This window comes from Cupriavidus necator A5-1 (assembly GCF_000744095.1).
Classification (GTDB): domain Bacteria; phylum Pseudomonadota; class Gammaproteobacteria; order Burkholderiales; family Burkholderiaceae; genus Cupriavidus; species Cupriavidus necator_A.
Map to the genome: position 1 here is coordinate 2069570 of NZ_JQLI01000001.1, position 25205 is coordinate 2094774.

Annotated in this window: 22 protein-coding genes; 11 read left to right on the forward strand and 11 right to left on the reverse strand. The window is 65.6% G+C overall.

From position 1 onward, the window contains the following. Nucleotides 1-7: 7 nt before the first annotated feature. The 3 genes from K307_RS09145 to phbB all read left to right on the forward strand — a co-directional run bounded on the left by K307_RS09145 (nt 8) and on the right by phbB (nt 3963). The gene (locus tag K307_RS09145; protein ID WP_042877664.1) at nt 8-1738 is read left to right on the forward strand and encodes an acetyl/propionyl/methylcrotonyl-CoA carboxylase subunit alpha; all 1731 of its coding nucleotides are present in this window, start codon (nt 8-10) and stop codon (nt 1736-1738) included. A gap of 618 nt (nt 1739-2356) precedes the next feature. Beyond that, nucleotides 2357-2869, forward strand: coding sequence for a TIGR01841 family phasin (phaP, locus tag K307_RS09150; protein ID WP_042877665.1), 513 nt, complete (start codon nt 2357-2359; stop codon nt 2867-2869). A gap of 350 nt (nt 2870-3219) precedes the next feature. After that, nucleotides 3220-3963: an acetoacetyl-CoA reductase gene (gene phbB / locus K307_RS09155; protein ID WP_042877666.1), complete on the forward strand. Its 744-nt coding sequence runs from the start codon at nt 3220-3222 to the stop codon at nt 3961-3963. 214 nt (nt 3964-4177) lie between these two features. Here the strand turns inward: phbB and K307_RS09160 are convergent, their stop codons facing one another. The 3 genes from K307_RS09160 to K307_RS09170 all read right to left on the reverse strand — a co-directional run bounded on the left by K307_RS09160 (nt 4178) and on the right by K307_RS09170 (nt 6501). After that, a complete protein-coding gene (locus K307_RS09160; RefSeq protein WP_042877667.1) occupies nt 4178-5200 on the reverse strand; it encodes a class I fructose-bisphosphate aldolase in 1023 nt (340 codons plus the stop codon). An 86-nt stretch (nt 5201-5286) separates the two neighbouring features. Beyond that, on the reverse strand, nt 5287-5622 hold the full coding sequence (locus tag K307_RS09165) for a DUF3175 domain-containing protein (protein WP_042877668.1): 336 nt from the start codon (nt 5620-5622) through the stop codon (nt 5287-5289). A 480-nt stretch (nt 5623-6102) separates the two neighbouring features. Next, nucleotides 6103-6501, reverse strand: coding sequence for a DoxX family protein (locus K307_RS09170; RefSeq protein WP_051974780.1), 399 nt, complete (start codon nt 6499-6501; stop codon nt 6103-6105). Between the two features lie 349 nt (nt 6502-6850). Between K307_RS09170 and K307_RS45970 the strand changes: the two genes are divergently transcribed. Next, nucleotides 6851-7771 (forward strand): lysozyme inhibitor LprI family protein, encoded by a 921-nt coding sequence (locus K307_RS45970; RefSeq protein ID WP_080744970.1) that lies wholly within the window; start codon nt 6851-6853, stop codon nt 7769-7771. Nucleotides 7772-8100: 329 nt separating this feature from the next. On the opposite strand, the gene K307_RS09175 is transcribed toward K307_RS45970, so the two are convergent. Beyond that, entirely contained in the window at nt 8101-9045 is a 945-nt protein-coding gene (locus tag K307_RS09175; RefSeq protein ID WP_042877670.1) for a LysR substrate-binding domain-containing protein, read from the reverse strand. A gap of 142 nt (nt 9046-9187) precedes the next feature. Here K307_RS09175 and K307_RS09180 point away from each other — a divergent pair, with 142 nt between their 5' ends. Both K307_RS09180 and K307_RS09185 read left to right on the forward strand, forming a co-directional pair. Beyond that, a complete protein-coding gene (locus K307_RS09180; protein WP_051974781.1) occupies nt 9188-10432 on the forward strand; it encodes a CaiB/BaiF CoA transferase family protein in 1245 nt (414 codons plus the stop codon). Beyond that, the gene (locus K307_RS09185; RefSeq protein WP_042877671.1) at nt 10425-11564 is read left to right on the forward strand and encodes an acyl-CoA dehydrogenase family protein; all 1140 of its coding nucleotides are present in this window, start codon (nt 10425-10427) and stop codon (nt 11562-11564) included. Before K307_RS09180 ends, K307_RS09185 begins: the two co-directional genes overlap by 8 nt. Before the next feature lie 9 nt (nt 11565-11573). On the opposite strand, the gene K307_RS09190 is transcribed toward K307_RS09185, so the two are convergent. The 3 genes from K307_RS09190 to K307_RS09200 form a co-directional block, all read right to left on the reverse strand. Continuing rightward, nucleotides 11574-12902: an epoxide hydrolase family protein gene (locus K307_RS09190; protein ID WP_042877672.1), complete on the reverse strand. Its 1329-nt coding sequence runs from the start codon at nt 12900-12902 to the stop codon at nt 11574-11576. Nucleotides 12903-12955: 53 nt separating this feature from the next. Beyond that, nucleotides 12956-13357 carry a cupin domain-containing protein gene (locus tag K307_RS09195; protein ID WP_042877673.1) on the reverse strand — a complete coding sequence of 134 codons (402 nt, stop codon included), beginning with the start codon at nt 13355-13357 and terminating at the stop codon, nt 12956-12958. A gap of 218 nt (nt 13358-13575) precedes the next feature. Continuing rightward, entirely contained in the window at nt 13576-15372 is a 1797-nt protein-coding gene (locus K307_RS09200) for a cytochrome c biogenesis protein DipZ (protein WP_042877674.1), read from the reverse strand. Between the two features lie 232 nt (nt 15373-15604). On the opposite strand from K307_RS09200, the gene K307_RS09205 reads away from it, so the two are divergent. From K307_RS09205 to K307_RS09215, 3 genes are all read left to right on the forward strand, one after another. Continuing rightward, complete coding sequence (locus K307_RS09205; protein WP_042877675.1) at nt 15605-16348, forward strand: response regulator; 744 nt, start codon at nt 15605-15607, stop codon at nt 16346-16348. Beyond that, a complete protein-coding gene (locus K307_RS09210) occupies nt 16345-17646 on the forward strand; it encodes an ATP-binding protein (RefSeq protein ID WP_042877676.1) in 1302 nt (433 codons plus the stop codon). Before K307_RS09205 ends, K307_RS09210 begins: the two co-directional genes overlap by 4 nt. Before the next feature lie 262 nt (nt 17647-17908). Then, nucleotides 17909-18244 (forward strand): hypothetical protein, encoded by a 336-nt coding sequence (locus tag K307_RS09215; protein WP_042877677.1) that lies wholly within the window; start codon nt 17909-17911, stop codon nt 18242-18244. A gap of 90 nt (nt 18245-18334) precedes the next feature. On the opposite strand, the gene K307_RS09220 is transcribed toward K307_RS09215, so the two are convergent. From K307_RS09220 to K307_RS09230, 3 genes are all read right to left on the reverse strand, one after another. Continuing rightward, nucleotides 18335-20095, reverse strand: coding sequence for an FAD-dependent oxidoreductase (locus K307_RS09220; protein ID WP_042877678.1), 1761 nt, complete (start codon nt 20093-20095; stop codon nt 18335-18337). Nucleotides 20096-20305: 210 nt separating this feature from the next. Next, nucleotides 20306-21508 (reverse strand): MFS transporter, encoded by a 1203-nt coding sequence (locus K307_RS09225; protein ID WP_042877679.1) that lies wholly within the window; start codon nt 21506-21508, stop codon nt 20306-20308. A gap of 111 nt (nt 21509-21619) precedes the next feature. Further along, the gene (locus K307_RS09230; protein WP_080744971.1) at nt 21620-22477 is read right to left on the reverse strand and encodes an adenylate/guanylate cyclase domain-containing protein; all 858 of its coding nucleotides are present in this window, start codon (nt 22475-22477) and stop codon (nt 21620-21622) included. A 421-nt stretch (nt 22478-22898) separates the two neighbouring features. On the opposite strand from K307_RS09230, the gene K307_RS44345 reads away from it, so the two are divergent. Next, entirely contained in the window at nt 22899-23504 is a 606-nt protein-coding gene (locus tag K307_RS44345) for a hypothetical protein (RefSeq protein WP_196251537.1), read from the forward strand. 58 nt (nt 23505-23562) lie between these two features. After that, nucleotides 23563-24819, forward strand: coding sequence for a S1 family peptidase (locus K307_RS09240; protein WP_230625612.1), 1257 nt, complete (start codon nt 23563-23565; stop codon nt 24817-24819). A gap of 15 nt (nt 24820-24834) precedes the next feature. Here the strand turns inward: K307_RS09240 and K307_RS09245 are convergent, their stop codons facing one another. After that, on the reverse strand, nt 24835-25200 hold the full coding sequence (locus tag K307_RS09245; protein WP_042877681.1) for a glyoxalase superfamily protein: 366 nt from the start codon (nt 25198-25200) through the stop codon (nt 24835-24837). Nucleotides 25201-25205: the final 5 nt, after the last annotated feature.

Genomic DNA, 25205 nt, shown 5'->3' on the forward strand with positions numbered 1-25205 from the left:
ATTTGCCATGAAAAAAGTCCTGATTGCAAACCGTGGCGAGATCGCCGTTCGCATCATCCGCGCTTGCGCCGACTATGGCGTGGCGTCGGTGGCCGTGTATGCCAATGCCGATATCGACGCGATGCACGCGCGCCTGGCCGATGAAGCCTACGGCCTCGACGGTGACCGTCCGGCGGACACCTACCTGAACATCCCCAAGCTGCTCGATATCGCTCGCCGCAGCGGGGCCGACGCCGTGCATCCCGGCTATGGATTCCTGTCGGAAAGCGAAGCCTTTGCCCGGGCGGTGATCGATGCCGGCCTCACCTGGATCGGGCCGTCACCGGAGACGATCGCCCGGCTCGGCGACAAGGTGGAAGCGCGCAAGATCGCCTTGCAGGTTGGCGCCCCGCTGGTGGCCGGCACGCCCGACCCGGTGGCCGACGCCAGCGAGGTGCTGGCCTTTGCCGAGCAGCACGGCCTGCCGATTATCATCAAGGCGGCCTTTGGCGGTGGCGGCCGCGGCATGAAGATCGCCTGGCGCATGGATGAGGTCGAGGAGTTGTACGCGTCCGCCGTGCGCGAGGCGGTCACCGCCTTTGGCCGCGGCGAGTGCTTCGCCGAGCAGTTCCTCGACAAGCCGCGCCATATCGAAGCGCAGGTACTGGCCGACCAGCATGGCAATGTGGTGGTGCTGGGCACGCGCGATTGCTCGCTGCAGCGCCGCAACCAGAAGCTGGTGGAAGAAGCCCCTGCGCCGTTCCTGACCGACGCGCAGCGCGCGCGCATCCACGCCGCCGCCCGCGATATCTGCGCCGCCGCCGGCTACATCAGCGCCGGGACCGTCGAATTCCTGCTCAGCGCCAGCGGCGCGATCTCGTTCCTGGAGGTCAATACCCGCCTGCAGGTCGAGCACCCCGTGACCGAGCAGACTACCGGGGTCGACCTGGTGGTCGAGCAGCTGCGCGTGGCCGACGGCCTGCCGCTGTCGATCACCGAAACACCCGCGCCGCTGGGCCATTCGATCGAGTTCCGCATCAATGCAGAGGACGTGGGGCGCGGCTTCCTGCCCACCCCCGGCCCGGTGCAGCGCTTTGATGCCCCATCGGGGCCCGGCGTGCGCGTCGATTCGGGCGTGCAGTCGGGCTCGGTGGTGCCAGGCACGTTCGATTCGCTGATGGCCAAGCTCATCGTGACCGGCGCCACGCGTGAACAGGCGTTGGCGCGCGCGCGCCGCGCGCTGCGCGAATTCCGCATCGAAGGCGTGGCCTCTGTGCTGCCGTTCCACCGCGCGGTGATCGACCACGCCGATTTCCTTGGCGCGAATGGCTTCAAGGTTCACACGCGATGGATCGAGTCTGACTTCGCCGAGCCGCTCGCGGCGGCTGCCCGCGCCGAGCCGCAGCATGACAGCAGCCTGCTGCGTACCGCCATCGAGATTGATGGCCGCCGCGTGGTGCTCGGCCTGCCGGCGCAACTGCTGCGGGGCCTGGCCGACGCGCCGGCATCCGAAAGCGCCGCAGCGCCGGCGCAGGCAACCGCCACCGACGCTGCCGACCTGCCGTCTCCTATCGCCGGCACCGTGCAGGCCTGGAAAGTCGCGGAGGGCGACGACGTCAAGGAAGGCGAACTGATCGCCGTGATGGAGGCGATGAAGATGGAAATGCAAGTACACGCCCATCGCGACGGCCGCGTGACCTGGCAGGCGCCATCCGGTGTCTTCCTCGCGGCGGGCGCGCGGCTGGCGAGCATTGAGTGAATTCCTTTAAGGAGTCAGTGCTGGACGGGGAGAAAGGAACTGACTCCACCGCAGGAGGACAACCGCGAAGCGGTCAGCCCACACCTCCCAGGAATCGCTGGTACGGAGCAGCGCTCAGGCGAGTGCACTATCCCGCAGGCAGCGGATCTAGAAGTGCGGCGCTTGCGTCCTGAGCAAGCGGGCTTTTTCGTACGAGCTTTCGCACGGCTTTGCGGAGCCGGACATATCACCCCGGTACAGTTGCGCGAGGCATTGCTGGTGTCGGTGCCCTTTCCCGCCCGCGGCCAAGCAGCATTCCGCAAACTATTAGGGAGCCGGCCAGATGAGAGGCTGCCCCTCCAACTGGAAAGCAATGATTTTCATGCCTTGACGCTTTTGGCCTGCCAATTACGTCTTGCGACAGGCCCTTGCACGGCAAATTCATGGAATCGGGGTTTCTCCGGGTGGCCTTTCCTGCTCAAAAATTAGAGACTTTTTCTTTATCCGAAAGCTGGTGCACGGAACGCGGGAGCACGCCGTAGCGGTCACCTTAGCGGTCTCCTTATGTGCCACTCCGAGTCTCGAGGCGCGCTGGCATCCACCTGAGGCCCGTCTGGTCGATCTAAAGGAATACGAACAATGCATGTTTCTGGTTCGGATCATCTTGCCGCAGCCCTGAAGGCACAAGGTGCAGCCATGGTTGCATTGACGAGCGTGGCTTTCGAATGCATCTATAAAGTCACGGAAGCGAACCTGCAGGCAGGCAAAGCGGCTATTGCGGCGCAGCAGCAGAATGTGGCGGCGGTGCTTGCGGCCGACGACTCGCGGAAGGTCCTGGCTACGCAGAGTAACCTTACCCAACCGGCGACAGAGAAGGCACTTGCCTATTCGCGGCAGATCCAGGAGATCGTTGCTGCGACTCAGGTTGAATTCCATAAGATCATCACCGCCGACCACGAACAAAACAGTCGTCGCGCACAAGACTACGTCGCCCACGTCATCAAGCATCTTCCGGCTTGCGTGGACGCCACGACGGCGTTGTGGCAATCAGCGTTTGCTGCTGCCAACGGCACTTATGAGGCCGCAAAGCATGCCTCGGAGTTGGTTCAAGCCAACATTGCTGCGGCGAACTTAAGCCGCGCGCCCGCATAAGCCCGAGCCGGGCAGGGCGACATTGTCGCCATCAGAATTCGGCCGGGGCTTGCCGGTCCACCATGCCGCCTCAGCGAACTGCGCAGGCGTGCGCACGGGCTTGAAACCTGACGAAAGCTTCGCACCGAATCCCCTCATTTCGTGCCGGAACGAGGGGCAGCAAGCACTTTCCCATTCGGTGCCCCAAACAGTCGAATGACACAGAAGTGAAAAATAACCGCGCTAACCTAGCGCGGCAGCGTTAATTGCTTGCGCCATGTGCATACGTGGCGGTAGTGGTTGAAAGCCGAACACAGAATCGGAACGATAGAACGGTAGGGGTCATACAAACTTGGACAGAGACAAGCAGGATGACGAAACGCATTGCATTGGTGACTGGTGGTATGGGCGGTTTGGGCGAGGCCATCAGCGTTAAGCTGCACGACGGCGGCTACGACGTGGTCGTGACGCACACGCCAGGGAACCCGAATGTGAACAACTGGCTCGCCGCCATGGAAGTTGCCGGCCGCAATTTCCGTGCGTATGCGCTGGACGTTGCGGACTACGATGCCTGCCAGGAAACGATGGCAAAGATTCTTGCCGAGGTCGGCCACGTCGACATCCTGGTGAATAACGCTGGCATTACCCGCGACATGGCCTTCAAGAAGATGGACAAGGTCAACTGGGACGCCGTGGTTCGCACCAACCTGGATTCGGTGTTCAACGTGACCAAGCCCCTGTGCGACGGCATGGTGGAGCGGGGCTGGGGACGCATCATCAATATCTCGTCCATCAATGGTTCGAAGGGTGCGTTCGGGCAAACCAACTATGCGGCCGCAAAGGCGGGCATGCACGGGTTCACGAAGTCGCTCGCGCTGGAGGTGGCTCGCAAGGGGGTGACGGTCAACACGATCTCTCCGGGTTACCTGGCGACCAAGATGGTCACCGCCGTGCCGCAGGAGATCATGGATACAAAGATCCTGCCTCAGATTCCGGTGGGGCGCCTTGGCAAGCCGGAGGAAGTGGCAGCCCTGGTTGCCTATCTGTGCTCCGAGGATGCGGGCTACGTGACCGGATCCAATATTGCGATCAACGGCGGGCAGCACATGCAATGACCGATGGGGCGGAACATGGTTCTGCCCCCTGTGCGGCTCCGTATCGGGGGAGCACATAGAGGTCTACCTCACACGCGGCGCAAGGTATGAACGTTGCGCGCTCGGTCAGCCTGATGCAGCCAGCGAGCGCGGGCTCGCTGGCTAGTGGCAGATCGGCCTCCGTCGTCCATGTGACGGCGGGGGTTTTTCCATCCTGGCCGCGCCTGCCGAAAGCTCAGCCGGCAGCATTCTCCAGCGCCGCTTCGTATTGCCCCAGGCAGGCCATGCCATTCAGCCGTGAGCGCTGCAGCAGCGCCCGTTGCGCTTGCGCCGCGTTAGCGGCCTCGCCGCGCCAGGCCAGCAAGGGCGGCTCCTGCAAGGCGCGCCCGTAGGAGAAGCTCAGCCGCCAGGGCAGCGGGGCAAGCCGGTTCATGGCATCGAGGTTGGCGGTGGCCTCAGTGGGCGTCTGGCCGCCGGACAGGAAGAAGATGCCCGGCACCGCCGCCGGCACCGTGCGCTTGAGCACCTGCACAGTCTCCCTGGCAACCTCGGCCGGCGCCGCGTGCCCGGCCTCCTTGCCGGGGAGCACCATGCTGGGCTTCAGCAGCATGTGTTCGAGCACCACCGCATGCCGGTGCAAAGCGTGAAAGACTTCGTGCAGCACGGCCTCGGTGACCTCGGCGCAACGCGCCATGGAGTGCGCGCCATCCATCAGCACCTCGGGCTCGACGATGGGCACCACGCCCGTCTCCTGGCAGATGGCGGCATAGCGTGCCAGCGCCTCCGCATTGGCCTGGATGGCGGCCCGGCCAGGCAGTTTGTCCGACACGTTGTACACCGCGCGCCACTTGGCAAAGCGCGCGCCCTGCTGGCGATAGCCGGCAAGCCGCCTGGCCAGCCCGTCGAGACCCTCGGTGACCTCGTCTCCGGGGGCGTGGGCGAGCGCGAGCTTGCCCTTGTCCACCTTGATGCCGGGCACGATGCCCTGGCGGGCAGCCAGTTCTGGCAGCGGCGTGCCATCGTCGGCGCGCTGGCCCAGCGTTTCTTCGTACAGGATCACGCCGCTGATGAATTCACCAAGACCAGGTGTCGACAGGAGCAGGTTGCGCCACGTCCGGCGGCTTTCCTCGCTCGATTCCGCACCGATACGCTCGAACCGCTTGGCGATCGTCGGCCCGCTCTCGTCGGCGGCCAGCAGGCCTTTGCCCGTTTGTGCCAGGGCGTCCACGGTGGCTTGCAGTTCGCTTCTTGTGTCCATGATGTTGCTCCGCGAAGGTGACATAGGAACAAGCATTAGCGCGTCAATGCAATCGCGCAAGCGAGCCGGGGGCGCGTGGGCCGTGCTTATGGTGGCCTTCCGAACGCTTCGCGCAGCTTGCCCTTGGCCTGCTCGAGCGTGGCGCGACGCTCCTTGGGCAGGTTACGGCCGGCGCGATTGATGTAGAAGTTGAGCATCGACATCGCCGACTGGAAAGCCGTGCCCTTGCGGCGCCGGCTGCTCGTCGCGGAACGCTTGAGCGAGGCGGCGATCTCCTCGGGATTGTCCGAGGCGAAAAGATGCGGTTCGAGGTCCAACGCGTTGCTGTGCTCGGTCACATCCTGCGACCAGCGCTGCACGTTCCTGGCGCCAGTATTGGCGCGGGCCTTTGCCGGTCGGCGAGTGGATTTCTTGGCGGCCATTTCCGGTCCTCCCACAGCTTTATCGGCATCCATCAAGCGTAGGCAACTTTTCGCCGGCTTGGCTGCCCGGGGGCTGCAAGACGCGGTACCGCTAGCGGCATACACGATCGGCGAGGCCGCGATGACCGAGGCTGATGCCGAGCGCTACCTGGGCTCGCACGAGCAGGCCATCCACGCGATCGGCCAGGTCTCGCGCGGCCGCGGGATCTACGAAGGCCCGGGCGTCTCGATTGGGGGGCGAATACGCATAGTCCGCATTGAAAGCCGTGTGGATCCAAAAGCTGCGAGCTGTTTCAGAGGGCGATCGTTTTCCGCCCACGTCGTTTCGGCCAAACAATTGGCGTCCGGCGTTTGGGCGACGCCTCCTGCCGGGCGCCGTAAGGGATGGGAAGGCCGAAACGGCGGTGATGCAGAAGTGCAGACGGTCCGTCGTCGCGAAGATAGGGAGTTGGCTCCGATGCGCCAACTCCCTTCGGCCGCTTATTGCGCCTTGACCTGCGCGCGCGCAGATTCCATCGAAAATACAACCAGCATGCCGCCGAGGATGGCAATGTTCTTGAAGAAGTGATTGAACTGGTTCTGGTAGTTCGCGACGTCGGCACTCCAGAAGCCATGGAAGACCAGGCTGACGGGCACCAGGAAGAGCGCCAGCACCAGGGCGCCCCAGCGTGCGTTCCAGCCGGTGATCAGGGTCAGACCGCCGCCGACCTCGACCGCGATGGTCAGGACGAGCAGGACGCTTGCGAGAGGCAGACCGGCGCTGGCCATCCAGGCGGCAACCCCGGCGAAGCCGCCAATCTTGAAGATGCCGGAGAGCAGGAACAGCACGCCAAGCAGGGCACGGCCGGCGGGGTAAAGACGGGTGATGGTCGAGTTCATTTGTAGGGGCTCCATGGTTGGCTAGAGGAAGATCATCAAACCGTGTGAATCTGCAATTCCTGTTGGTGGGAAGGATGATAGGTCGAATGCCGTCGGCAAAGTGGGAGCCATTAATCAAGGAGATGTTCGATATTTTTGAACATCAAGGGGTTGCATGTTCGACATGCCCGGCCATGATGAAACATCGATCTCCTATTCCTGTCCGGTATTGCTGGCAGCCATGTAGGGCAACGTGCACTCGGCAAGGGTCTCATTGCCGAACAAACTCGTCGCGGGCACATGGATATCGCCTGTCCTTCCCATTGAAATGGACAAGGCATTCGGCTTCTGACATTCCGAGGAAAAGTGTATGCGCAGCACTCAGCACCCAACAGCCAAGGACGCGGCGGCGCAAAGCTTGACCCAACGATTGCTTTCTTGGCTTTGTTTCACTGTGCTTATGTTTCCCGGTGTGGCGCTAGGGATGGACTTCAAGATCTACTACCAACCCCAACTTAAGCTGAAAATGCTTATCGCGGAGGGGAGGATTCAGGAAGGTGATGCAAAGAAGTTTCTGGAGTTCGCCAAAATGGCTGATCGTGATGACGAAGGACTCGTTACCCTTGTTTTAAATAGTCCGGGAGGAAATGTTGAGGCTGCTTTCCGAGTCGTCGATGCAATGGATAAAGTACGCGTCTATACAACAGTTCCAGATAATGCCAGGTGCGCGTCCGCTTGCGCTTCCATCTTGTTCGCTTCAGGGGAACGCCGAAGTGTTGTTGGTACTGGGATGCTCGGTTTTCATAGTTGCTACCGGCGCGATGGGCGAACCTACGCCGAGGACTCGCTTTGCAACGAAATAATCGCGGCAAACGCAATGCAAAGGGGGGTCAGCCACGCAGGCATCAATCGTTTCGTTAAGCAATATGGTGCGCGAGACATGGCATGGGTCGGGCGCGAGGTCGCTTGCAAGTCGCTGCAAGGTCTCTGTAAGCCAGGGCTACTGGAAACTCAATACGAGACGAAGACTGCGTTGATGCAAAGTTTTGATTGCAGCAAGCTCATATCTGTTCAAGCGCAGCTTATTTGTGGGGATGCGGAACTCGCTCGTGTCGATAAAAAATTGGCAGAAATATATAATCAAAAGATAAAAGCATCGGCTAACGGGACGCGGTTACGAGCGGATCAACGAGCATGGCTTCGCAATTCGCGCAACGTGTGTAGCGATAAAGCTTGTCTACTACGAAGCTATCATCTCCGCATCGATGAACTAAAGCGGATGCGGTCGTAATGACGTGTCGATTGACGTTGGCCATGCTCAACCGCCAGAGCGTGAGAGTCACCCGGCGCCGCAGCAAACCGCGTTCCTGAGAGGCGCGCGCGACATGAGGTGATTCCGCCTGCCCTCCGTACCCTCGCACCACGCCCTCGCTGACACGCGTCTGGACGCGCTGGCGGTCGACCAGAATCGCCAGAAACAGCGCAGTGCCGTCGAATCAGGATGACATGGCTTGCGGCGGGAATGTTGGGTTTGGGTAGATGCGAGTTTTATCGAGGGGTGAATGGCCCGCTCCTGCCCCCGAACCCCCCAAATCGACCCCGGCTTCATCCGCCCAGCCATCACCGTTCCCCGCCATCCGCACGCTTGCGTTGAATGGGCCTTGCCCGCGCCGCCATTGCCTCACCGATCGCGTCCCGCACGCATTCCGCCAGAAGCTCCGAAGCCCGCGTCCGGGTTGTGGCACTCGGCCGCGCAATCACCAGCGGCTGCCGCACCGTCTCCTCCAGAATCGGCCGCTCCGCCACGCTTGCGCCCTGGCTTGACGCAGGTGCCTGCGTAATCAGCAGCGCCACGCCCAACCCATTCGCCACCATGCTCCGCGCCAGCTCCAGCGACGTCGCGCGGTAGCGCACCTCTGGCTGCAGTCCGTATTGCCAGAACGGCGCCATCAGGAATTCACGGCTGTGCGGCAGATCGATCAGGATAAGCGGCTCCCGCGCCAGTTCGTGCAGCGATATCCCACCCTTGCGCCGCGCCAGCCGGGAACCGGCAGGCACCAGCCCGTAGGGTCTGAGTTCCGCCAGCACTTCGCGGTTGATTTCATTGGGCAGGCCGACATCGTAGGTCAGCGCCAGCTCGATCTGTCCACCATGCAGCCAGTCTTCAAGCTGGGCCAGGTCGCCCTCGACGAAGCGCACCGCCAGCCTGGGATAGCGCTCGCGCGCGATGCGCAGCACCAGCGGCAGGTAGGCCGGCGCCAGCGTGCGGAAGACGCCGATCCGGACCTCGCCGGCGCTGCCATCGCCGCTCTTGTCGACTTCGAACGCCATGGCCGCGCCAAGGATGTGGCGCGCTTCGGCGAGCTTGCGCACGCCGAAGCGGGTCAGGGTCATCTTCGCGCCGGCTTCGCGCGCAAACAGCGCTTCCTCGAACAGCGTCTCCAGTTCGCGGATGGCGACGGAGATGGAGGGCTGGGAGACGTTCAACTGCCGCGCCGCCGCCGTGGTGCTGCCCCATTCCGCGGTCGCAACGAAGTAGCGCAACAGCCGCAGCGAGGTGCGCATTAAGAAATCCTATAGGTGCTAGTTGATTTCCATATTTTACTTGATAGCTTCCGCCGCACAGAATCGTGTCACCGCAACGCAAGCCGGGCGCCCCCTGCAGGGCAGGGCGCCGCCAGGCCTGCAAGCTTTGGAGGAGCAAGACGTGACCCAATCCGATCTGCCGCTGGCCGGCATCCGCGTGATCGATTTCTCGCGCGTACTGGCTGGCCCTTACTGCACGGCGCTGCTGGGCGATCTCGGCGCAGAGGTGATCAAGATCGAGCCGCCGGGCGGCGATGACTACCGTGCGGTCGGTCCCTTTGTCGACGGCAAGAGCGGCCTGTTCGCGGCCATGAACCGCAACAAGCAAAGCATCGTGATCGACCTGAAGACGGAAGCAGGGCTGGACCTGGCGCGCTCGCTCTGCGGCCGGGCCGACGTGGTGGTGGAGAACTTCCGCCCGGGCGTGGCGGACAAGCTCGGCATCGGCTACCAGGCGCTGTGCGCACTGAATCCGTCGCTGGTCTACGCCAGCGTGTCGGGCTTCGGCCAGACCGGCCCGGAATCGCACCGGCCGGCCTACGACATCATCCTGCAGGCGATGTGCGGGCTGATGGACGCCACCGGCGCGCCGGACGGCACGCCTACCTTGCTCGGTGAAGCGGTCTCCGACGCCGTCAGCGGCCTGTTTGCCTCCTGGGGCGTGCTGGCCGCGCTGCTGGCACGGGAGAAGAGCGGCCGGGGCACCCATGTCGACGTCTCGATGTTCGACGCCACGCTGAGCCTCAGCGCCACCCTGGTCGCGCGCTATGCCGCGACCGGCCTGGCGCCGCAGCGGGTCGGCAACCGCCATCCGTCGTCCGCGCCGTTCGGCGCGTACCGCGCGGCGGATGGCTTCTACGTTGTGGCGGTGCTGAACAACAAGCTGTTCGAGGCGCTCGCCGCGGCGATCGGCCGGCCCGATATGGCGCAGGACCCGCGCTTTGCCGACGATCAGACGCGCTGCCGCTTCGAGGCCGAGTTGCGCGCCGGTCTGGAAGCCTGGTCGGCCACCCGTTCGGTGGCCGAGGTGAACCGGCTCCTGGGCGCGGCGGGCATTCCGGTAGCGCCCATCCGCAATGTAAAGGAGGCACTGGAAAGCGAGCATGCCGTCCATCGCGGTCTTCTGACCGAAGTGCGCGAGCCGGACGGCGGCACCGTGCGGCTGCCATCGCAGCCAGTGAAGTTCTCAGGCTATGGCGCCAACCGCGTGACGCCTGCGCCGGCGCTGGGGCAGCACACCGAGGCCATCCTGGGCGAGCTGGGCATCGCCTCTGCCGAGTTGTGGTCCAGCGGCGCGCTGGGTGCCGCGATGCCAGCCGATTGCGGGGAAACGCAGATTTTCAACACGGAGAAGCAACATGCATAAGCGCTTGGGAGTCGAGCCGGGCGATCTGGAAATAGCGGACGCGATCAGCCGTTTCGCACAGAGCGAACTGGCGCCGAAGGCGGCCGAAGTGGATCGCGAGGAAACCTCTACCACCCGCTACGTTCCCCAGCTCGCCGAACTCGGCCTGATGGGCATGAACCTGCCTGAGCGTTGGGGCGGGAGCGAAACCTCGCCGGTCGCCCTGATCCTGTCGCTGGCCGAGGTCGCCAGGGCCTGCGCCTCGACCTCGTCGATGATCGGCGCGCACTACCTGGCCACCGATTCCATCCTGATCGGCGGCGACGACAGCCTGCGTGAGCGCTACCTGCCGGATGCGGCGGCGGGCACGAAGCTGGGCGCCTTCGCGCTGACCGAGCCGCGCGCCGGCTCCAACCCTGCCGACATGGCCACGCGCGCCACGCCTGAGGGCGACGGCTATCGCCTGCGCGGCGTCAAGCACTTCATCTCCAACGCGGACGCGGCGAACTTCATCGTGGTCTACGCCAAGACCGATCCGGCCGCCGGCACGCGCGGCATCAGCGCCTTCGTGGTGGATCGCCGCAGCGCCGGGGTGGAGGTCGCTCCGGCGGAGAAGCTCATGGGCATCCGCGGCGCGCCGGCCCACGAGGTGGCGCTGGACTGCTTCGTGCCGGCTGCCAACCGGCTGGGGCCGGAAGGCAGCGGCTTCCGCACGGCAATGAAGGTGCTCGACAACAGCCGCCTGGACGTGGCCGCGACCAGCCTGGGCATCGCCGAAGCGGCGCTGGCCTGCGCGGTGGACTGGGCCCGGCAACGCCAGGTCGGCGGCGAACCGCTGGCACGCAAGCAAGGCCTGCAATGGATGTTCGCCGACATGCGCACGCGGCTGGAGGCAGCATGGCTGCTGACGCTGCAGGCGGCGGTCCGGCGCCGGGACGGCGAGCCCTTTACCGAGCATGCGTCGATGGCCAAGCTCTATGCCTCCGAGACCGTTGCCTTGGTCACCGATACCGCGCTGCAGATCCACGGTGGCTACGGCTTTACGCGTGAAATGCCGCTGGAGCGGCTGGTGCGCGATGCCCGCATCCTGCGCATCTACGAGGGCTCGTCCGAGATCCAGCGCACCGTGATCGCGCGCGCCGTGCTGGGCTGAGCGCCGCGCTCAGCGCAGGGACCGGAACGCGGCACGTATCTCGGCGCTGAACAGCGCCGGCTCTTCCCAGGCCGCGAAGTGGCCGCCCTTGTCTACGCGGTTGTAGTAGACCAGGTTGCGATAGGTCCGTGCCGCCCAGTGCTTCGGCGGCCTGTAGACCTCGCCGGGGAAGATCGTCACGGCAGCGGGGACCGAGATGCCGGTCCCGCTGGCCGCGCCAGGATTGCTCTCCGCGTAGATGCGCCCGCTCGACGGCCCGGTGTTGGTCAGCCAGTAGAGCGTGATGTTGTCGAGCAGCTCGTCGCGGGTCAGCGCGCGCTCCGGGTCGCCGCGGGTGTAGACCCAGTCGGCGATCTTGTCATAGATCCACGCCGCCAGTCCCACGGGCGAGTCAGCGAGGCTGTAACCCAGCGTTTGGGGACGCGTCCCCATGATGGCGGCGTAGCCGAAGCCCTTGTTGAGGAACTCCCTGGCCTGGTCGAATACCGCCTGTTCCTCGGCAGTCAGGCCCTCCGGGGCAGGGTCGCCGCTTTTCAGCGCCCGGGCAATTTCCGGCGGGAGCGTGGTCGCGCGCTCGATGCGGTTGACGTGGATGCCGAGCAGGCCCGCAGGCGCCTGGCGGCCCATCGCATCGGAAATGATGGCGCCCCAGTCGCCGCCTTGCGAGACGTAGCGCGAATATCCCAGGCGCTTCATCAGGACGTCCCAGGCGCGGCCGATCCGGTCCGGATTCCAGCCGGTGCCCTTGGGCTTCTCCGAAAAGCCGAAGCCAGGCAGGGAAGGCAGCACGAGGTGGAAGGCATCGTCGGCAGAGCCACCGTGCGCCGTCGGATCGGTCAGCGGACCGATCACCTTCAGCAACTCGAACACCGACCCCGGCCAGCCGTGGGTCATGATCAGCGGCAATGCGTTCGGATGGCGTGAGCGCACGTGGATGAAATGAATATCCAGGCCGTCGATATTGGTCAGGAACTGCGGCAAGGCATTGAGCTTCGCCTCGGCCTTGCGCCAGTCGTAGCCGGTCTGCCAGTAGCGCACCAGCGGCTGGAGCTTCGTGAGCTGCACGCCCTGGGCGCGGTCACTGACCGGTTCGGCGTCGGGCCACCGCGTCGCGGCCAGGCGGCGGCGCAGGTCGGTGAGCGCCGCTTGCGGAACGTTGACACGGAAAGGGCGGATCGCGTCTGCGGCAGCGGCCTGTGCCCCGGCGGCCTGCGCCGCATCGGACCGGGTGGCAGCCGTTACCGGACGAAATGCCGCAAGGGCGGCCGCCGCCGCGCCGCTCAGCAACAGGGTCCGGCGGGACAGGACGGTAGCGTTGGGAGATTCCGGTGCATTCATGGTCGCACTTCTTGGGCTCTGGTTTTCAGTATCGCGGTGCATTCAGGTCGCGCTCACTTGCCCGGTACGGCCAGCGGAGCCCCTTTCTTGACAATGTAGGTAGCGAGTTCCGCCGCCTTGCCGGTGCCGACATTCCTTGCCGAGTGGGCTGTTCCCGAGGGGATGAACAAGCTGTCGCCGGCCTTGAGCGTGACCGGCGGCTGGTCCCCGAGCTGGTACTCCAGCGTGCCTTCGAGGACAAAGGCGACTTCTTCGCCCGGATGAGAGTGTTTCGGGGCAAAGGCGCCCGGATCGAAGTCGACTCGCACCTGGACGGCCTCGCGTCCGGGCACGCTGATGTCCTGCTTCAGCAGGTCCGTGCGATGGATACCCACGGCCTGCGCCTGGGCCGCTTGCATCGCGATGCTGCTACCGACGACCAGCAACGCAGTCGCCATGAATCGAGTCGTTTTCATTGGAAGTCCTTTCATGCCCCGGGGCATGCGTAAGTGAGCTGATGCGTAATAGGGCGATTACCGCCATCAAGTAACCAGTGACGCCATTTGAGCAGCGTGACGTGTTGGCGATGTATCGGCCGGGCGGGGTTTTCGTAAGCGCATGTGTTCGCGGTAACGGCTGACACATTGCGATACAAAGCGGGCGCCGCGAAGGCAGTGCCCGCCTCATTTTTTTCCTAGCCGAAGGTGAAGGCATAAGCCTGGGCACCGGGATCGAGGAAGCGGATCTCGAAGGTGTGCTCGCCGACCTCGCCAGCCTGGCGTACCAGCTGGTAGAGCCGCGTCTGCGTGATCGCGCCATTGCCGGCCGCATCGATGTCGGCGCCGTGGCTGGCGCCCGGGGGCTTGCCGTCGATGGTGACCACGAAGCGCACCGCCCGGCCATCGGCCGCCGGTCCCAGCACAAGGTGCAGGTCGCGCGCGTGGAAGCGATAGACGATGCTGCCATCGGCGCGGTTGAGCGTGGCCTGCTCGGCGCCGACCGTCCACTGCCCGGAAAGGCCCCACTGGTTGAGGCGAAGCTTCGCAACGCTGTACTGGCGCGGCGCGTCCTGTCGGATGCCGCCCGGCGAGGCGAAGTTGGACGCCTGCATATAGCCCAGGTAGGTCTCATCCGAGCGCAGGTTGGACAGGTCCGGCGCCGCTTGCGCGCCACCCGCCTCGGGAACGACCACATCGCGCGCCACCGACCGGTTGCCCGCTTCCGCCAGCAGCGACTGGATCACGCGCTCGGACTTGGCGTAGTCGCCCTCGCCGAACTGGTGGTGGCGGATATTGCCGCTGGCGTCGACAAAGTAGGCGGCCGGCCAGTAGCTGTTATGGAACGCACGCCAGATGCGGTAATCGCTGTCCACGGCCACCGGGAAGCCGATGCGGAAGTTGGCGATCGCGCGGCTCACGTTTTCCGGGCTCTTTTCGAAGGCGAACTCGGGCGTGTGCACGCCAACCACCGTCAGGCCCTGATCCTTGTACTTCTCCGCCCAGGCACGCAGGTAGGGCAGGGTGCGGATGCAGTTGATGCAGGAGTAGGTCCAGAAGTAGACCACCGTGACCTTGCCGTGCAGCTGCTCGCGCGACAGCGGCGGGGAGTTGATCCACTGCACGGCACCGTCGAGCGCAGGCAGGCGGCCCTCCACGGGCAACGGGCCCGGGAAACCCGCCTGGGTGTCATTGGCGGCCAGCAGCATGCCGCCAGCGCCACCGCTGGCGGCGTTGCTGGCTTGCGGCGCGGCCGGTTGTTCCTTGCGCAGCCCGTCGATCAGCGCCTGCTCGATGCCGGTCGGCCCGCTGAACGGAAAGTGCACCAGCAGGCTGGTGTCGGCACCGCTGCCGATGACGAGCACGCCGCCCAGCACGCCTGCTCCCAGTCCGCGGCGCAGCCATTCACTTGCGCCCATCGACCGCTTCATCGCCGCAAAGACGCGGTTGCCCAGGCCCAGCGCCGCCGCCAGCGAGGTGGCCGCGCCGGCCGCATAGGCCGCCAGTGCCACCGATGTCGACACGCTGGCGCCTTCAAGGGCGGTGCCCGTCAGGACCAGGCCGAGGATCGGGCCGGCGCACGGCGCCCACAGCATGCCGATGGCGATGCCAAGCACCAGCGCACCCCACGGCGAAGCCTGCCCGGACGCAGCGGCGTTAGACGAACTGTTGTTGGCCAGCCGGTTCCCCAGCGCCACCACAGGCCGTGCGAGGATATCCGCCAGCCTCGGCCAGATCAGCGACAGCCCGAACACGGCCAGCAGCACCAGGGCGGCGAGGCGCCCGGCTTCGTTGGCGCGCACGGCCCACGCGCCGCCAGCCGATGCCAGCGTGGCCACCCCGGCAAAGGTCAGGGCCATGCCGGCCAGCATCGGCAGCCTGCCGCGCAGGAACGGCTGGCCGGTGCGGCTCAGGACAAAAGGCAGGACGGGCAGGATGCACGGACTGAGGATGGTCAGTACACCCCCGAGGTAAGCGAGGATCAGCAGGGCCATGATCGAGGTCCTTTCGCAATGGTTTGGCTTGCCATCGATCAGACACCGCCAGCGTCGCTGCAATGTGTCGCCATCGGCGGATAATGTGTACGATTGTTGAGGCGCCGCCGCCTGATACATTGCGGTACAAGAAAAATCGCGCCTGTTGCGCCTCATCGCCTCCCCCCCATGCGCCCCACAGCATGCAGGCGACGCGGACGGGCCATTCCAATTCAGCGCAAAGAGGACATCGATGGATTCCCATGTCGACCATATCCTGATCGTCGATGACGACCGGGAGATCCGTGAACTGGTTTCGGCCTACCTCACCAGGAACGGCCTGCGCACGACCGTGGTGCCGGATGGCCGCCACATGCGCGCATTCCTGGAGACCAATGCCGTCGACCTGATCGTGCTCGACCTGATGCTGCCCGGCGATGACGGCCTGGTGCTGTGCCGGGAACTGCGCGCCGGCAAGCACAAGGCCACGCCGGTGCTGATGCTGACCGCGCGCGACGACGAGACGGACCGCATCATCGGCCTGGAAATGGGCGCCGACGATTACCTGGCCAAGCCGTTTGCGGCGCGCGAGTTGCTGGCGCGCATCAAGGCCGTGCTGCGCCGCACCCGGATGCTGCCGCCCAACCTGCAGATCAGCGCGGCCGGGCAGGTGCTCGCGTTCGGCGACTGGCAACTGGATACCGTCGCGCGCCAGCTGGTCGACCGCGAAGGCACCATCGTCGCGCTCAGCGGCGCGGAGTACCGGCTGCTGCGCGTCTTTGTCGACCATCCCCAGCGCGTGCTCAACCGCGACCAGCTGCTCAGCCTGACGCAGGGCCGCGAGGCGGAAATGTTCGAGCGCTCGGTCGACCTGCTGGTCAGCCGCCTGCGCCAGCGCCTCAATGACGACGCGCGCGAGCCCAGCTATATCAAGACCGTGCGCAGCGAGGGCTATGTGTTCGCCATGCCCGTGGAGATCAGGGAGGCACGCGAGTGAGTGCAAGGAACTGGCCCTGGCCGCGCACGCTGGGATCGCGCCTGTTCCTGATCCTGCTGGCAGGCCTGATCGTCGCCCATGGCCTGTCCTTCGGGGTGCTGTTCGCGGAACGCTACATCACCGCGCGCCGAGTGATGCTCGGCACGCTGGAAACCGACGTGTCCACCTCGATCGCGATCCTGGACCGCGTGCCCGCCGCCGAGCGGCCGCAGTGGCTGCCGCGCGTGAACCGTGGCGCCTATCAATACATGCTGGGTCCGGGTATGCCGGGCGTGCCCGAGATGACGCCGCAGGCCAAGGAAATCGCCGACCGGATCATGGAGGCAAGCGGCGGCCGCTTTGCGGTCCGGGTGGAATCGATCCCCGGCCACGGCAAGCGGATGCAGGCTCACCTGACGCTCAGCGACGGCAGTCCGCTGACCATCGACGTGCACCCGCGCCCGACGCCGATCGCGCAGTGGCTGCCTTATGTGCTGGTGCTCCAGTTGCTGCTGCTGGTGCTGTGCTGCTGGTTCGCGGTGCGGCTGTCGATCCGCCCACTGGTGGCGCTGGCCGATGCCGCCGACGCACTCAATCCGAACGCGAAGACGGCGCCGCTTGCCGAGACCGGTACCACCGAACTGGTGCGCGCGGCACACGCGTTCAATGCCATGCGCGAGCGCATCGCCGGGTTTGTCGAGGAGCGCGTACGGTTGCTGGCGGCAATCTCCCATGACCTGCAGACGCCGATCACGCGCATGAAGCTGCGTGCCGAGATGGCGGAAGACTCCGAAGACAAGCGCAAGATGGTGCACGACCTGGCCGAGATCGAAGCGCTGGTGCGGGAAGGGCTGGCATATGCGCGCACCACCCATGGCGATGGCGAGAAGGCGTCGCGGCTCGACCTCGGCTCGTTTGTCGAAAGCCTGGCAGCCGACTACCAGGACACCGGCAAGGCGGTGACGGTGCTGCAGAACGTCGGCGGAACCATCGTGACACGCCCCAATGCCTTGCGCCGGATCCTGACCAACCTGGTCGACAACGCCATCAAGTTCGGCGGGGCGGCGGAGCTGAGCGTGCGCCGCGCGGGCGATGCCGTGGTCATCGAGGTGCTCGACCGCGGCGCCGGCATCCCGGAAGACCAGCTCGAAGCGGTGCTGCAGCCATTTGTGCGGCTGGAGGGTTCGCGCAACCGGGAAACTGGTGGCACCGGTCTTGGTCTGGCGATCGCCCAGCAGCTTGCAGTGGCCATCGGCGGCTCGCTCAGGCTGCGCAACCGGGAAGGCGGCGGGCTGGTGGCGGAAGTCAGGCTGGGCTGACGGGCGCTGCCGCAGGCGCTTCCGGGGGCGGACGGAAGTGCCTCATGCGCGTCGCCGGCGCACTCGCCGGCCGCGCGTCCCGACAGATTTGTACGCTTCTGTATCAAGACGCCACAACGATACGCACATGCACAGAAGCGGCCATAACTCGCTACTGGCGCGATACATCGGTCTCCTTAAATACGTTCCGTAGCCAGCCGGCGCATCGCAAACCAGCGATCCGGGGCTGCACCAGCCACCGCAAACTTTAAGGAAGCCGATCATGACCACCACCAACATCGCCAAGCGTTTTGTGTTCGCCGTTGCCCTGGTTGCCGCCGCTGCCGGCGCGCAGGCCGCCGGAATCTCCGGCGCCCGCGACCCGTACACCGACGGTGCTCGTTCGATCCACTCGGAGCGCAGCGCCTTTACCGATGGCGCACGTGCGGTCGATCCCTTCACCGACGGTGCCCGCAAGGTGGATCCGTTCACCGACGGCGCGCGCAACGTGGATCCTTTCACCGACGGCGCCCGCAGCCTGGCCGGCATGGATCGCACCGGGGTCTCGGCGGAGCCGGGGCACCATGTCGACCCCTATCTCGACGGCGCCTACGCCTGATGCACCGGACTGCGGATCACAAGGAGCGCGACCGGCATCTCGTCCGGGCCCGGGACATGCGCGCGCTTCTTCACACCGCAGCTTTTCTTGCTAGCTCATCTCTCGCCCGACGGGTGCGTCCACCAGACCCCGGGCAATAAGACGGTGAATCTGCGCCACCACGGCCGCGCCTTCGCCCACCGCCGACGCGACACGCTTGGTGGATCCGGAGCGAACGTCGCCGATGGCGAAGACACCCTTCACGCTCGTCTGCAACGGGAGCGTCTGCGCGGGCGCATCGGCCACATCGCTGCCGGTCAGGACGAAGCCCTTGCTGTCCAGCGACACACCGCAGTTCCTGAGCCAGCTCGTATTTGGCTCGGCGCCGATGAAGACGAACAGGTGATGCGCCGTCAGGCTGCCCTCGATGCCGCCCGCGCCGCGAAAGTGCACGCGTTCGAGCCGCGCATCCCCCTCCAGCGCCATCAGTTCCGCCCGCGTATGCAGCGTCACGTTCGGCAGCGCGCCGATCCGTTCGATCAGGTAGTGCGACATGCTGTGCGCCAGGCTCGCCCCGCGGATAAACACATGCACATGCTCGGCATGCGAGGCTAGGAAGACCACCGCCTGCCCTGCGGAGTTGCCGCCGCCGACCAGCAGCACCGGTTCCTTGCGGCATAGCCTGGCCTCGATCGGCGTCGCCCAGTAATAGACGCCGCAGCGCTCGAAGCGCGCCAGCCCGTCCACGGCAGGGCGCCGGTACTCGGCGCCGCTGGCGATGACCACGGTGCGCGCAAGGATGCGGCGGGCATCGGCAAGCTCAACCACCAGCGGCTGCCTGTCGCAATACAAGGCCTTGACTTCGCACGGGATGCCGATATGCGCACCGAACTTCTGCGCCTGCACGAACGCGCGGCCAGCCAGCGCCTGCCCCGTGATGCCCGTGGGAAAGCCCAGGTAGTTCTCGATGCGCGCGCTGGTGCCAGCCTGGCCGCCGGGCGCGCGGCAGTCGAACACCACGACGGACAACCCTTCGGACGCCGCGTAGACGGCCGTCGCCAGTCCCGCCGGACCGGCACCTACGATCGCCACATCGTAGACGTGCGTCGGATCAAACTCCGGGATCAGTCCCAGGCACGACGCGAGCTGTCCCACATCGGGGTTGCGCAGCACGGTGCCGTTCGGGCAGATGACGAGCGGGAAGTCATCGGGCTGTGGCGTCACGCGTTCCAGGAAAGCGATGGCTTCCGCGTCCTGCTCCGCATCGAGCACCATGTTCGGAAACGCATTGCGGCGCAGGAAGTCCTGCAACGCGACCAGTCGCCCATCGCCGGGGGCGCCGACCAGCACGGCACCCCGGCCGCGTTCGATGGCCAGCACACGCCTGAGGATCAGGGCGCGCATGATCTTCTCGCCAAGATCGGCTTCGCTGATCACCAGGCCGCTGAGCGCATCGGGCCGCAGCAGCACCGCCTCGACGTCTTCGACGACCTGCGCGTCGACGATCGCCGGCTTGTTCGACAGCTGGGTGATATCCGAGGTGAACTCGCCGCGCTGGGTATAGGTATGGACAATGTGGTGGCCCATGCCCTCGCGAATGACGATCCGCACTTTGCCCGACAGCAGCAGGAACATGCCGGGGCAGAGGCTGCCGGCTTGATAGAGGAATTCGCCCTTGGTGTAGTGGCACTGGCTGCCGAAGCGGCGCACGCGGTCGATTTCGGCCTCCGTGAGGACCGGGAACATCTGGAAGTAGCGCGGGTGTTCGCGCACGCTCGCGTCTTCGACCAGCGCGCTGTCATCGTAACTGCTCGCATCCCCTGCCGGTTCAGGAGTGAGCTTGCCGCCGCCCGTTCTTGACTCGTTGCTCATCGCCGATTCTCCTCGGCGCTAATCGATGAAATCGGCGCCGCTACCGCCAGGTTTGATGTCGCCAGTGCCGGAATGGAGCGGCTGCTGAACAGCTCCAGCCGGCAGTCACGGTACGCAGGGAAACGCCCCGGCGCCATGGGACCACCTACGAGAGTAATTAAGCCAATGCGGCCAGCCAAGGAATCTTGCATCTGCGGCGTGGCGCGGCCGCTAGCCGGAACCGGCCTGCTGGCGCAGCGCGTGCGTCCGCCCGGCCAGGTAGGGCAGGTTCGCCGACACGAAGACCGCCAGCAGCAAGGCCCCGGTACTCCATGCCGCGGCCGGCAGCCACGGCAGAACGGTTGCCAGCATGCCGGTCTTGACGGCGCCCGACGACACCATGGCAATGCGCATGAATGCTGCGGCAGCCAGCACGGCAAATACGAGCCCGGTGAACATCCCTTCACGGCCGACATGCCCGGCGTCGAGCGCCGCATTGGCCGCCGAGGTGAACATGATGCCCCACAGGCCGCCGGCCAGACATTGCATGGCGAGGACGGCCCCGAGCGAGCCGGCCGCAGTGAAGCCGAACAACGACAGCGCGCCGAGGCCCGCGCCCGCCAGCAGCATCACATAGGCCGGGTAGCGCCGCAGCCCCGGCACTTCCGGCAGCAGCACGCACAGCGCAAAGCCGATCCAGAACGCCGGCATCACGCGCACCAGCTCGGCAGCGGAGACAAAGCGCAGGTAAGCCGGCGCTGAGTTGACGGTGGTGTGGACCTGGAAACCGAGGGCGAGCAGCCAGACCGCGGCAAAGAGCAACCAGACGTGCCTGAGCGCAACGCCGGGCGCCGGCGCGGGCGCCGCCTCGGCGTCATGGCGCGCCGCCGCGGGCTCGCTCCATTGCAGCGCGACCACGGCCAGCACCAGCGCCGCGCTGGCTGCGATAAACGGCAGCAGGGGCGAGACATCCCGCAGCCGCGCTGTCAGCAGCGGCGCCACGGCCCCGGCCAGGCCGATGCCGAGCAGCGAAGATCCCACCAGGAGCGACGACGCGGTCGCTTGCATGCGCCGGGCAATGATCACCATGGGCGGCGCGCGCAACGCCGACGAGGTGGCCGCCCAGACTGCGGTCAGGCTCAGCAGCAGCCAGGGCGAAGTGACCCGGGGCAGCAGCACGAAGGCCAGTGCGGAGACCACGGACAGCGCCAGGATCCAGCCTCCCAGCCTGCGCAGGGCGTTGGCGACACGGTCGGCCGCGATGCCCAGCGCGCAGTCCATGGCGACAAAGATCATCTGGTCCATCAGCAGGATCCAGGCGACGTGCGCGCGCGCGATGCCTGCCTGGGCGGCCAGCTGCGGCAGGAAGGCCACGTAGAGGGTCCAGGTCACCGCCAGCAGGAACTGTACGGAGCAGAAGATCAATGCGCGCATGCCGCCCACCCTGCCTGGAATGGCCAACTGGTTTCGATCGCCCGCAATGCCGGTGAATGCGTCGATTCTTCTTTTGAATCAACGCGTTGTCTCCGTAGTGGCATTGCGGGATCAGCCTACAAAGAACTCGATACCCTCCTGGGCGTATTCGTTCGGCTGGCCAAACGTAATCCAGCCATGGCCCCTGAGCGTGAGTTCGTCACGCCTCAGGATCAGTGCGTCTTCGCCATCGATCCTGACATGGGTGCCGTTCGAACTCCTGTCGATCAGCACGAAGCGGCCGCCGCGAGGCTCGACCGTGGCCTGGAATCTCGATACCTGCCGATCCGTGACCACGATGCTCATGGTGGTGTCGCGGCCGATGGTCAGCGGCGCCGAGGCGGAGTCCATTTCGAAGTGGGCGCCCCGATACCGCAACGAGAGCAGCACCGAACGGCGCAATGCCAGATCCAGCGGGGCCACCACGGTCATATCGCTGTTCTGCTGCCAGATCGCTTCGTAAAGCTCGATCATCTGGTTCTTGCCCCGCACCTGGATCGGGTACAGGTGGCGTGTCATCTGGCGCAGGCTTGCGGACAACTGCTCCACGGCGTTCTTGCTGGTGATGATCTGGCCGCGCGACGCGAGCTTGACCAGGCGGGCGGCAAGATTGACCGTGTCGCCGAACACGTCGCCGGATTCGTCCGACAGGATCGGCCCATGGTGAAAGCCGATATGGATCGCCAGGGGTGAACCGGCCACCGGAGGAAGCCCGGCGACGTCCTCCTGCATGCCGAGTGCGGCCTGCATTGCGTTCTCCGCGGCAGGAAACAGCACCATGATCTCGTCACCGATGGTCTTGACGACCCGGCCTTGCGCGTCCGCGGAGCGCGCCTTCATCAGCGCGAGGCACTGGCGGATTGCGACAAGCGCGATCGTATCCCCGGCTGTCTCATAGAGTCTCGTGCTGTCGCAGATGTCCGCGAACATCACCGATCCGTCAGACGCGCCTGGTAGGGATTCTGGGTCCTTGTGCATCGCCGGCCGTCCCGTCTGTTTTTGGCGGGTCGATCCCGCCTGCTGGTAGCGTGGTCCCCTGATGCCGTGGTGCAGTGACGGATGAGGCTCGCACGCCATGCACTCGCGTCGGGGGGCCACGTCGGGCACGCCCGGCAATTTCGGGCGCTCCGTTTGCATGATAGAACCTCGTTCCCCCGGCGGCGGTCCGCGCTCGACGCTGCATGAGCGGATAGTTGAGCAGCCCGTGAAGCCCCAGTCCCTGATGCCGGCCGCCCCACCAAAGTAGGGGTACCCAAGCCTCACCCCCACGCTACAGTACCGCCCACCTGCAAAACGCCAGGTACTTAAAACAAAAGCCAAAAAAATCAAAAAACCAAAAGCCTCAGGGAAAATGCGGTCAACTCTGTTATTGGTTATCGCCAGCACCAGCCTGGCAAGCGGCTGCGCGTCCATCGTCGGCGGCACCACCCAGGTGGTCTCGGTAGAAACCCATAAAGCCGAACGCGCGGTCGAAGGCGCGCGTTGCGAAATGGTCAACAGCAAGGGCACTTTCTACGTGACAACGCCCGGCACGGCGACGATCAGCCGGGCCTATGGCGATCTCCTGGTCCGTTGCGAAAAAGAGGGCATGGACGCCGGCAAGGCTACGGTGGTTTCGGCCACCAAGCCCCTGGTTTTCGGCAATGTCCTGATCGGCGGAGTGATCGGGGCGGCGGTGGACACGTCCTCGGGCGCCGCCTTTGACTATCCGGAAGTGATCCGGGTCATCATGGGTGAGAACGCGGTGATCGATGCGCGCGATAGTGCGGCCGGAAACCGGCCGGTGATCGTCGAGTCCGGCAGCCCGTCATCCGGCGCAGCCTCCAACGGCAACAGCGCACCTGCCAGCCAGCCTGCGCCGCCCGCGCAAGTCCGTGCGGCGCAGGCACAGGCCGCCACCGGTGGGCCGAATCCCGTGGCGATGGACGATCTGCGCTACCTGTTGCCACCCCGCTGAGGCGGATTTCCTGTCGTGGTGCCGGGCGGTCACATGGTTCTGCCTGGCTTTTCTATCTGTGTTCCTGTTCGCCGTCATGCGCCCATACTGCCTGCCTGTTCTCCTCGGACTGCTCTCTGTTGCCGCCACCCCTGCCATGGGCATTGGCCTGGAGCAGTTGACCGCCAGTGTCTATGCCGTCCGTGCCTATGGGCCGCAGGAGTCGCCGCTTGCCAGCGGTTCTGGCGTCGTGATCGGGCCGGGGCAGATTGTCACCGCCTGCAATGTGCTGGCGGGCGCCAGGACCATTGCCGTGCGGCGCGAGAATGTCAGCTACGGCGCCACGCTGGAGGCACCGGACGTGGAGCGCAACCTGTGCCTGCTGAAGGTGCCCAACCTCAACGCGCCGGGGGTGCCGCTGTCATTGCCGGCGGCGCCGGGCTTCGGGCAGAAGGTGGTGGCCGCTTCGGTCTCCGGCACGGCGCTTGCGGTGCGGGAGGCGACCGTCGCCGGCCTGCAGGCCGGGGCCAACGGGAAGCTGGAGCGCATCGAGGCATCGATCGCGCATGATGCCGGCACTGTCGGCGGGGGCTTGTTCGACGACAACGGGCGCCTGGTCGGGATCCTGGTGAATGCGGCGTCGCCTGCGGAAACGCGGCAGCGTGCGGTGCCGGCTTCGTGGATTCCGGAGATCCGGGCGCGCGGGGCGGCGGCGGTGGCGAGCTATCGCCCGGCGGCTGGCGATGCGCCGGCGACCGCGGCGCCGGCTCGCGATGCCGTATCGGGTGCGGCAGCGCCCGGCACCGGCGCATCCCCGCGTGTGGGCGAGGTGTGGCGCTACCAGCTGACCGACAACCTGACGCGCAAGCGCCAGGAGGTCTCATACCGCGTTGATCGCATCGACAATGACCGCGTGATCTTCAATCAGGGCGGGCGCATCGAGTTTAAGGACGGGCGGCTGGACCGCATCGCCACGCCGGTCGGTGGCGAGTTCGACGTGGCGCCGCCGCCGGGTGGCTGGGTGCCTGCCAATGTGAAGGCGGGCAGCCGCTGGAACCTGTCATATCGCCAGGCGGGCACGGGTTTCGATGCGCGGCTGGAGGCGGTGGCGACAGGGGAATCGATCCGCGTGGCGGCCGGTACCTATCGCACCATCCGCATCGCCTATGAGGGGTTTGTGCTGCGGCCGTTCAACGACCTCGGTTCATCCAGACGAGGGGTGCCGTACAAGGCGGTGGCGTGGTATGCGCCGGAGCTGGGCCGCGTGGTGCAGTTCAGCGCGGAATATGAGCGCGTCAGCGAAAAACTGGAACTGATCGAGCACCGGTTCGAATAACCCGGCACCGCACCCTCAGTCGGGGGCCAACTCGCAGAACCGCAGCCTGTTGCCGAACGGATCGGCTACCTGCAGCTCGCGCCCCCAGCCTACCATCTCGATCCCCGGCCGCGCGTAGGAATACGCCTTGGCCGACAACTCGTGGTGCAGCGCGTCGATATCCTCGACCGGCACGAAGACTGCCGATCCCGGCGTGGCATCGCCGTGGTGTTCGCTCAGGTGCAGCGTCAGGCCGGAGCGCCTCACCTGCATGTATAGCGGCAGGGCCGGCTCGAAGCGGTGTTCCCAGTCCCGCGAGAAGCCCAGGTAGTCTAGATAGAACTCCTTGGCCTTGTCGACCGAGAAGATCCGGAGGATGGGGATGGCGGCGGAGAGTTGCATGGTGT

Coding starts and splice junctions, on each gene's coding strand:
- phbB (WP_042877666.1), top strand. CDS start 3,220: ATGACGAAACGCATTGCATTGGTGACTGGTGGTATGGGCGGTTTGGGC.
- K307_RS09220 (WP_042877678.1), bottom strand. CDS start 20,095: ATGAGCAACGAGTCAAGAACGGGCGGCGGCAAGCTCACTCCTGAACCG.
- K307_RS09225 (WP_042877679.1), bottom strand. CDS start 21,508: ATGCGCGCATTGATCTTCTGCTCCGTACAGTTCCTGCTGGCGGTGACC.
- K307_RS09215 (WP_042877677.1), top strand. CDS start 17,909: ATGACCACCACCAACATCGCCAAGCGTTTTGTGTTCGCCGTTGCCCTG.
- K307_RS09145 (WP_042877664.1), top strand. CDS start 8: ATGAAAAAAGTCCTGATTGCAAACCGTGGCGAGATCGCCGTTCGCATC.
- K307_RS45970 (WP_080744970.1), top strand. CDS start 6,851: ATGCGCAGCACTCAGCACCCAACAGCCAAGGACGCGGCGGCGCAAAGC.
- K307_RS09190 (WP_042877672.1), bottom strand. CDS start 12,902: ATGAATGCACCGGAATCTCCCAACGCTACCGTCCTGTCCCGCCGGACC.
- phaP (WP_042877665.1), top strand. CDS start 2,357: ATGCATGTTTCTGGTTCGGATCATCTTGCCGCAGCCCTGAAGGCACAA.
- K307_RS09230 (WP_080744971.1), bottom strand. CDS start 22,477: ATGTTCGCGGACATCTGCGACAGCACGAGACTCTATGAGACAGCCGGG.
- K307_RS09160 (WP_042877667.1), bottom strand. CDS start 5,200: ATGGACACAAGAAGCGAACTGCAAGCCACCGTGGACGCCCTGGCACAA.
- K307_RS09205 (WP_042877675.1), top strand. CDS start 15,605: ATGGATTCCCATGTCGACCATATCCTGATCGTCGATGACGACCGGGAG.
- K307_RS09170 (WP_051974780.1), bottom strand. CDS start 6,501: ATGAACTCGACCATCACCCGTCTTTACCCCGCCGGCCGTGCCCTGCTT.
- K307_RS09185 (WP_042877671.1), top strand. CDS start 10,425: ATGCATAAGCGCTTGGGAGTCGAGCCGGGCGATCTGGAAATAGCGGAC.
- K307_RS44345 (WP_196251537.1), top strand. CDS start 22,899: ATGCGGTCAACTCTGTTATTGGTTATCGCCAGCACCAGCCTGGCAAGC.
- K307_RS09165 (WP_042877668.1), bottom strand. CDS start 5,622: ATGGCCGCCAAGAAATCCACTCGCCGACCGGCAAAGGCCCGCGCCAAT.
- K307_RS09175 (WP_042877670.1), bottom strand. CDS start 9,045: ATGCGCACCTCGCTGCGGCTGTTGCGCTACTTCGTTGCGACCGCGGAA.
- K307_RS09245 (WP_042877681.1), bottom strand. CDS start 25,200: ATGCAACTCTCCGCCGCCATCCCCATCCTCCGGATCTTCTCGGTCGAC.
- K307_RS09200 (WP_042877674.1), bottom strand. CDS start 15,372: ATGGCCCTGCTGATCCTCGCTTACCTCGGGGGTGTACTGACCATCCTC.
- K307_RS09195 (WP_042877673.1), bottom strand. CDS start 13,357: ATGAAAACGACTCGATTCATGGCGACTGCGTTGCTGGTCGTCGGTAGC.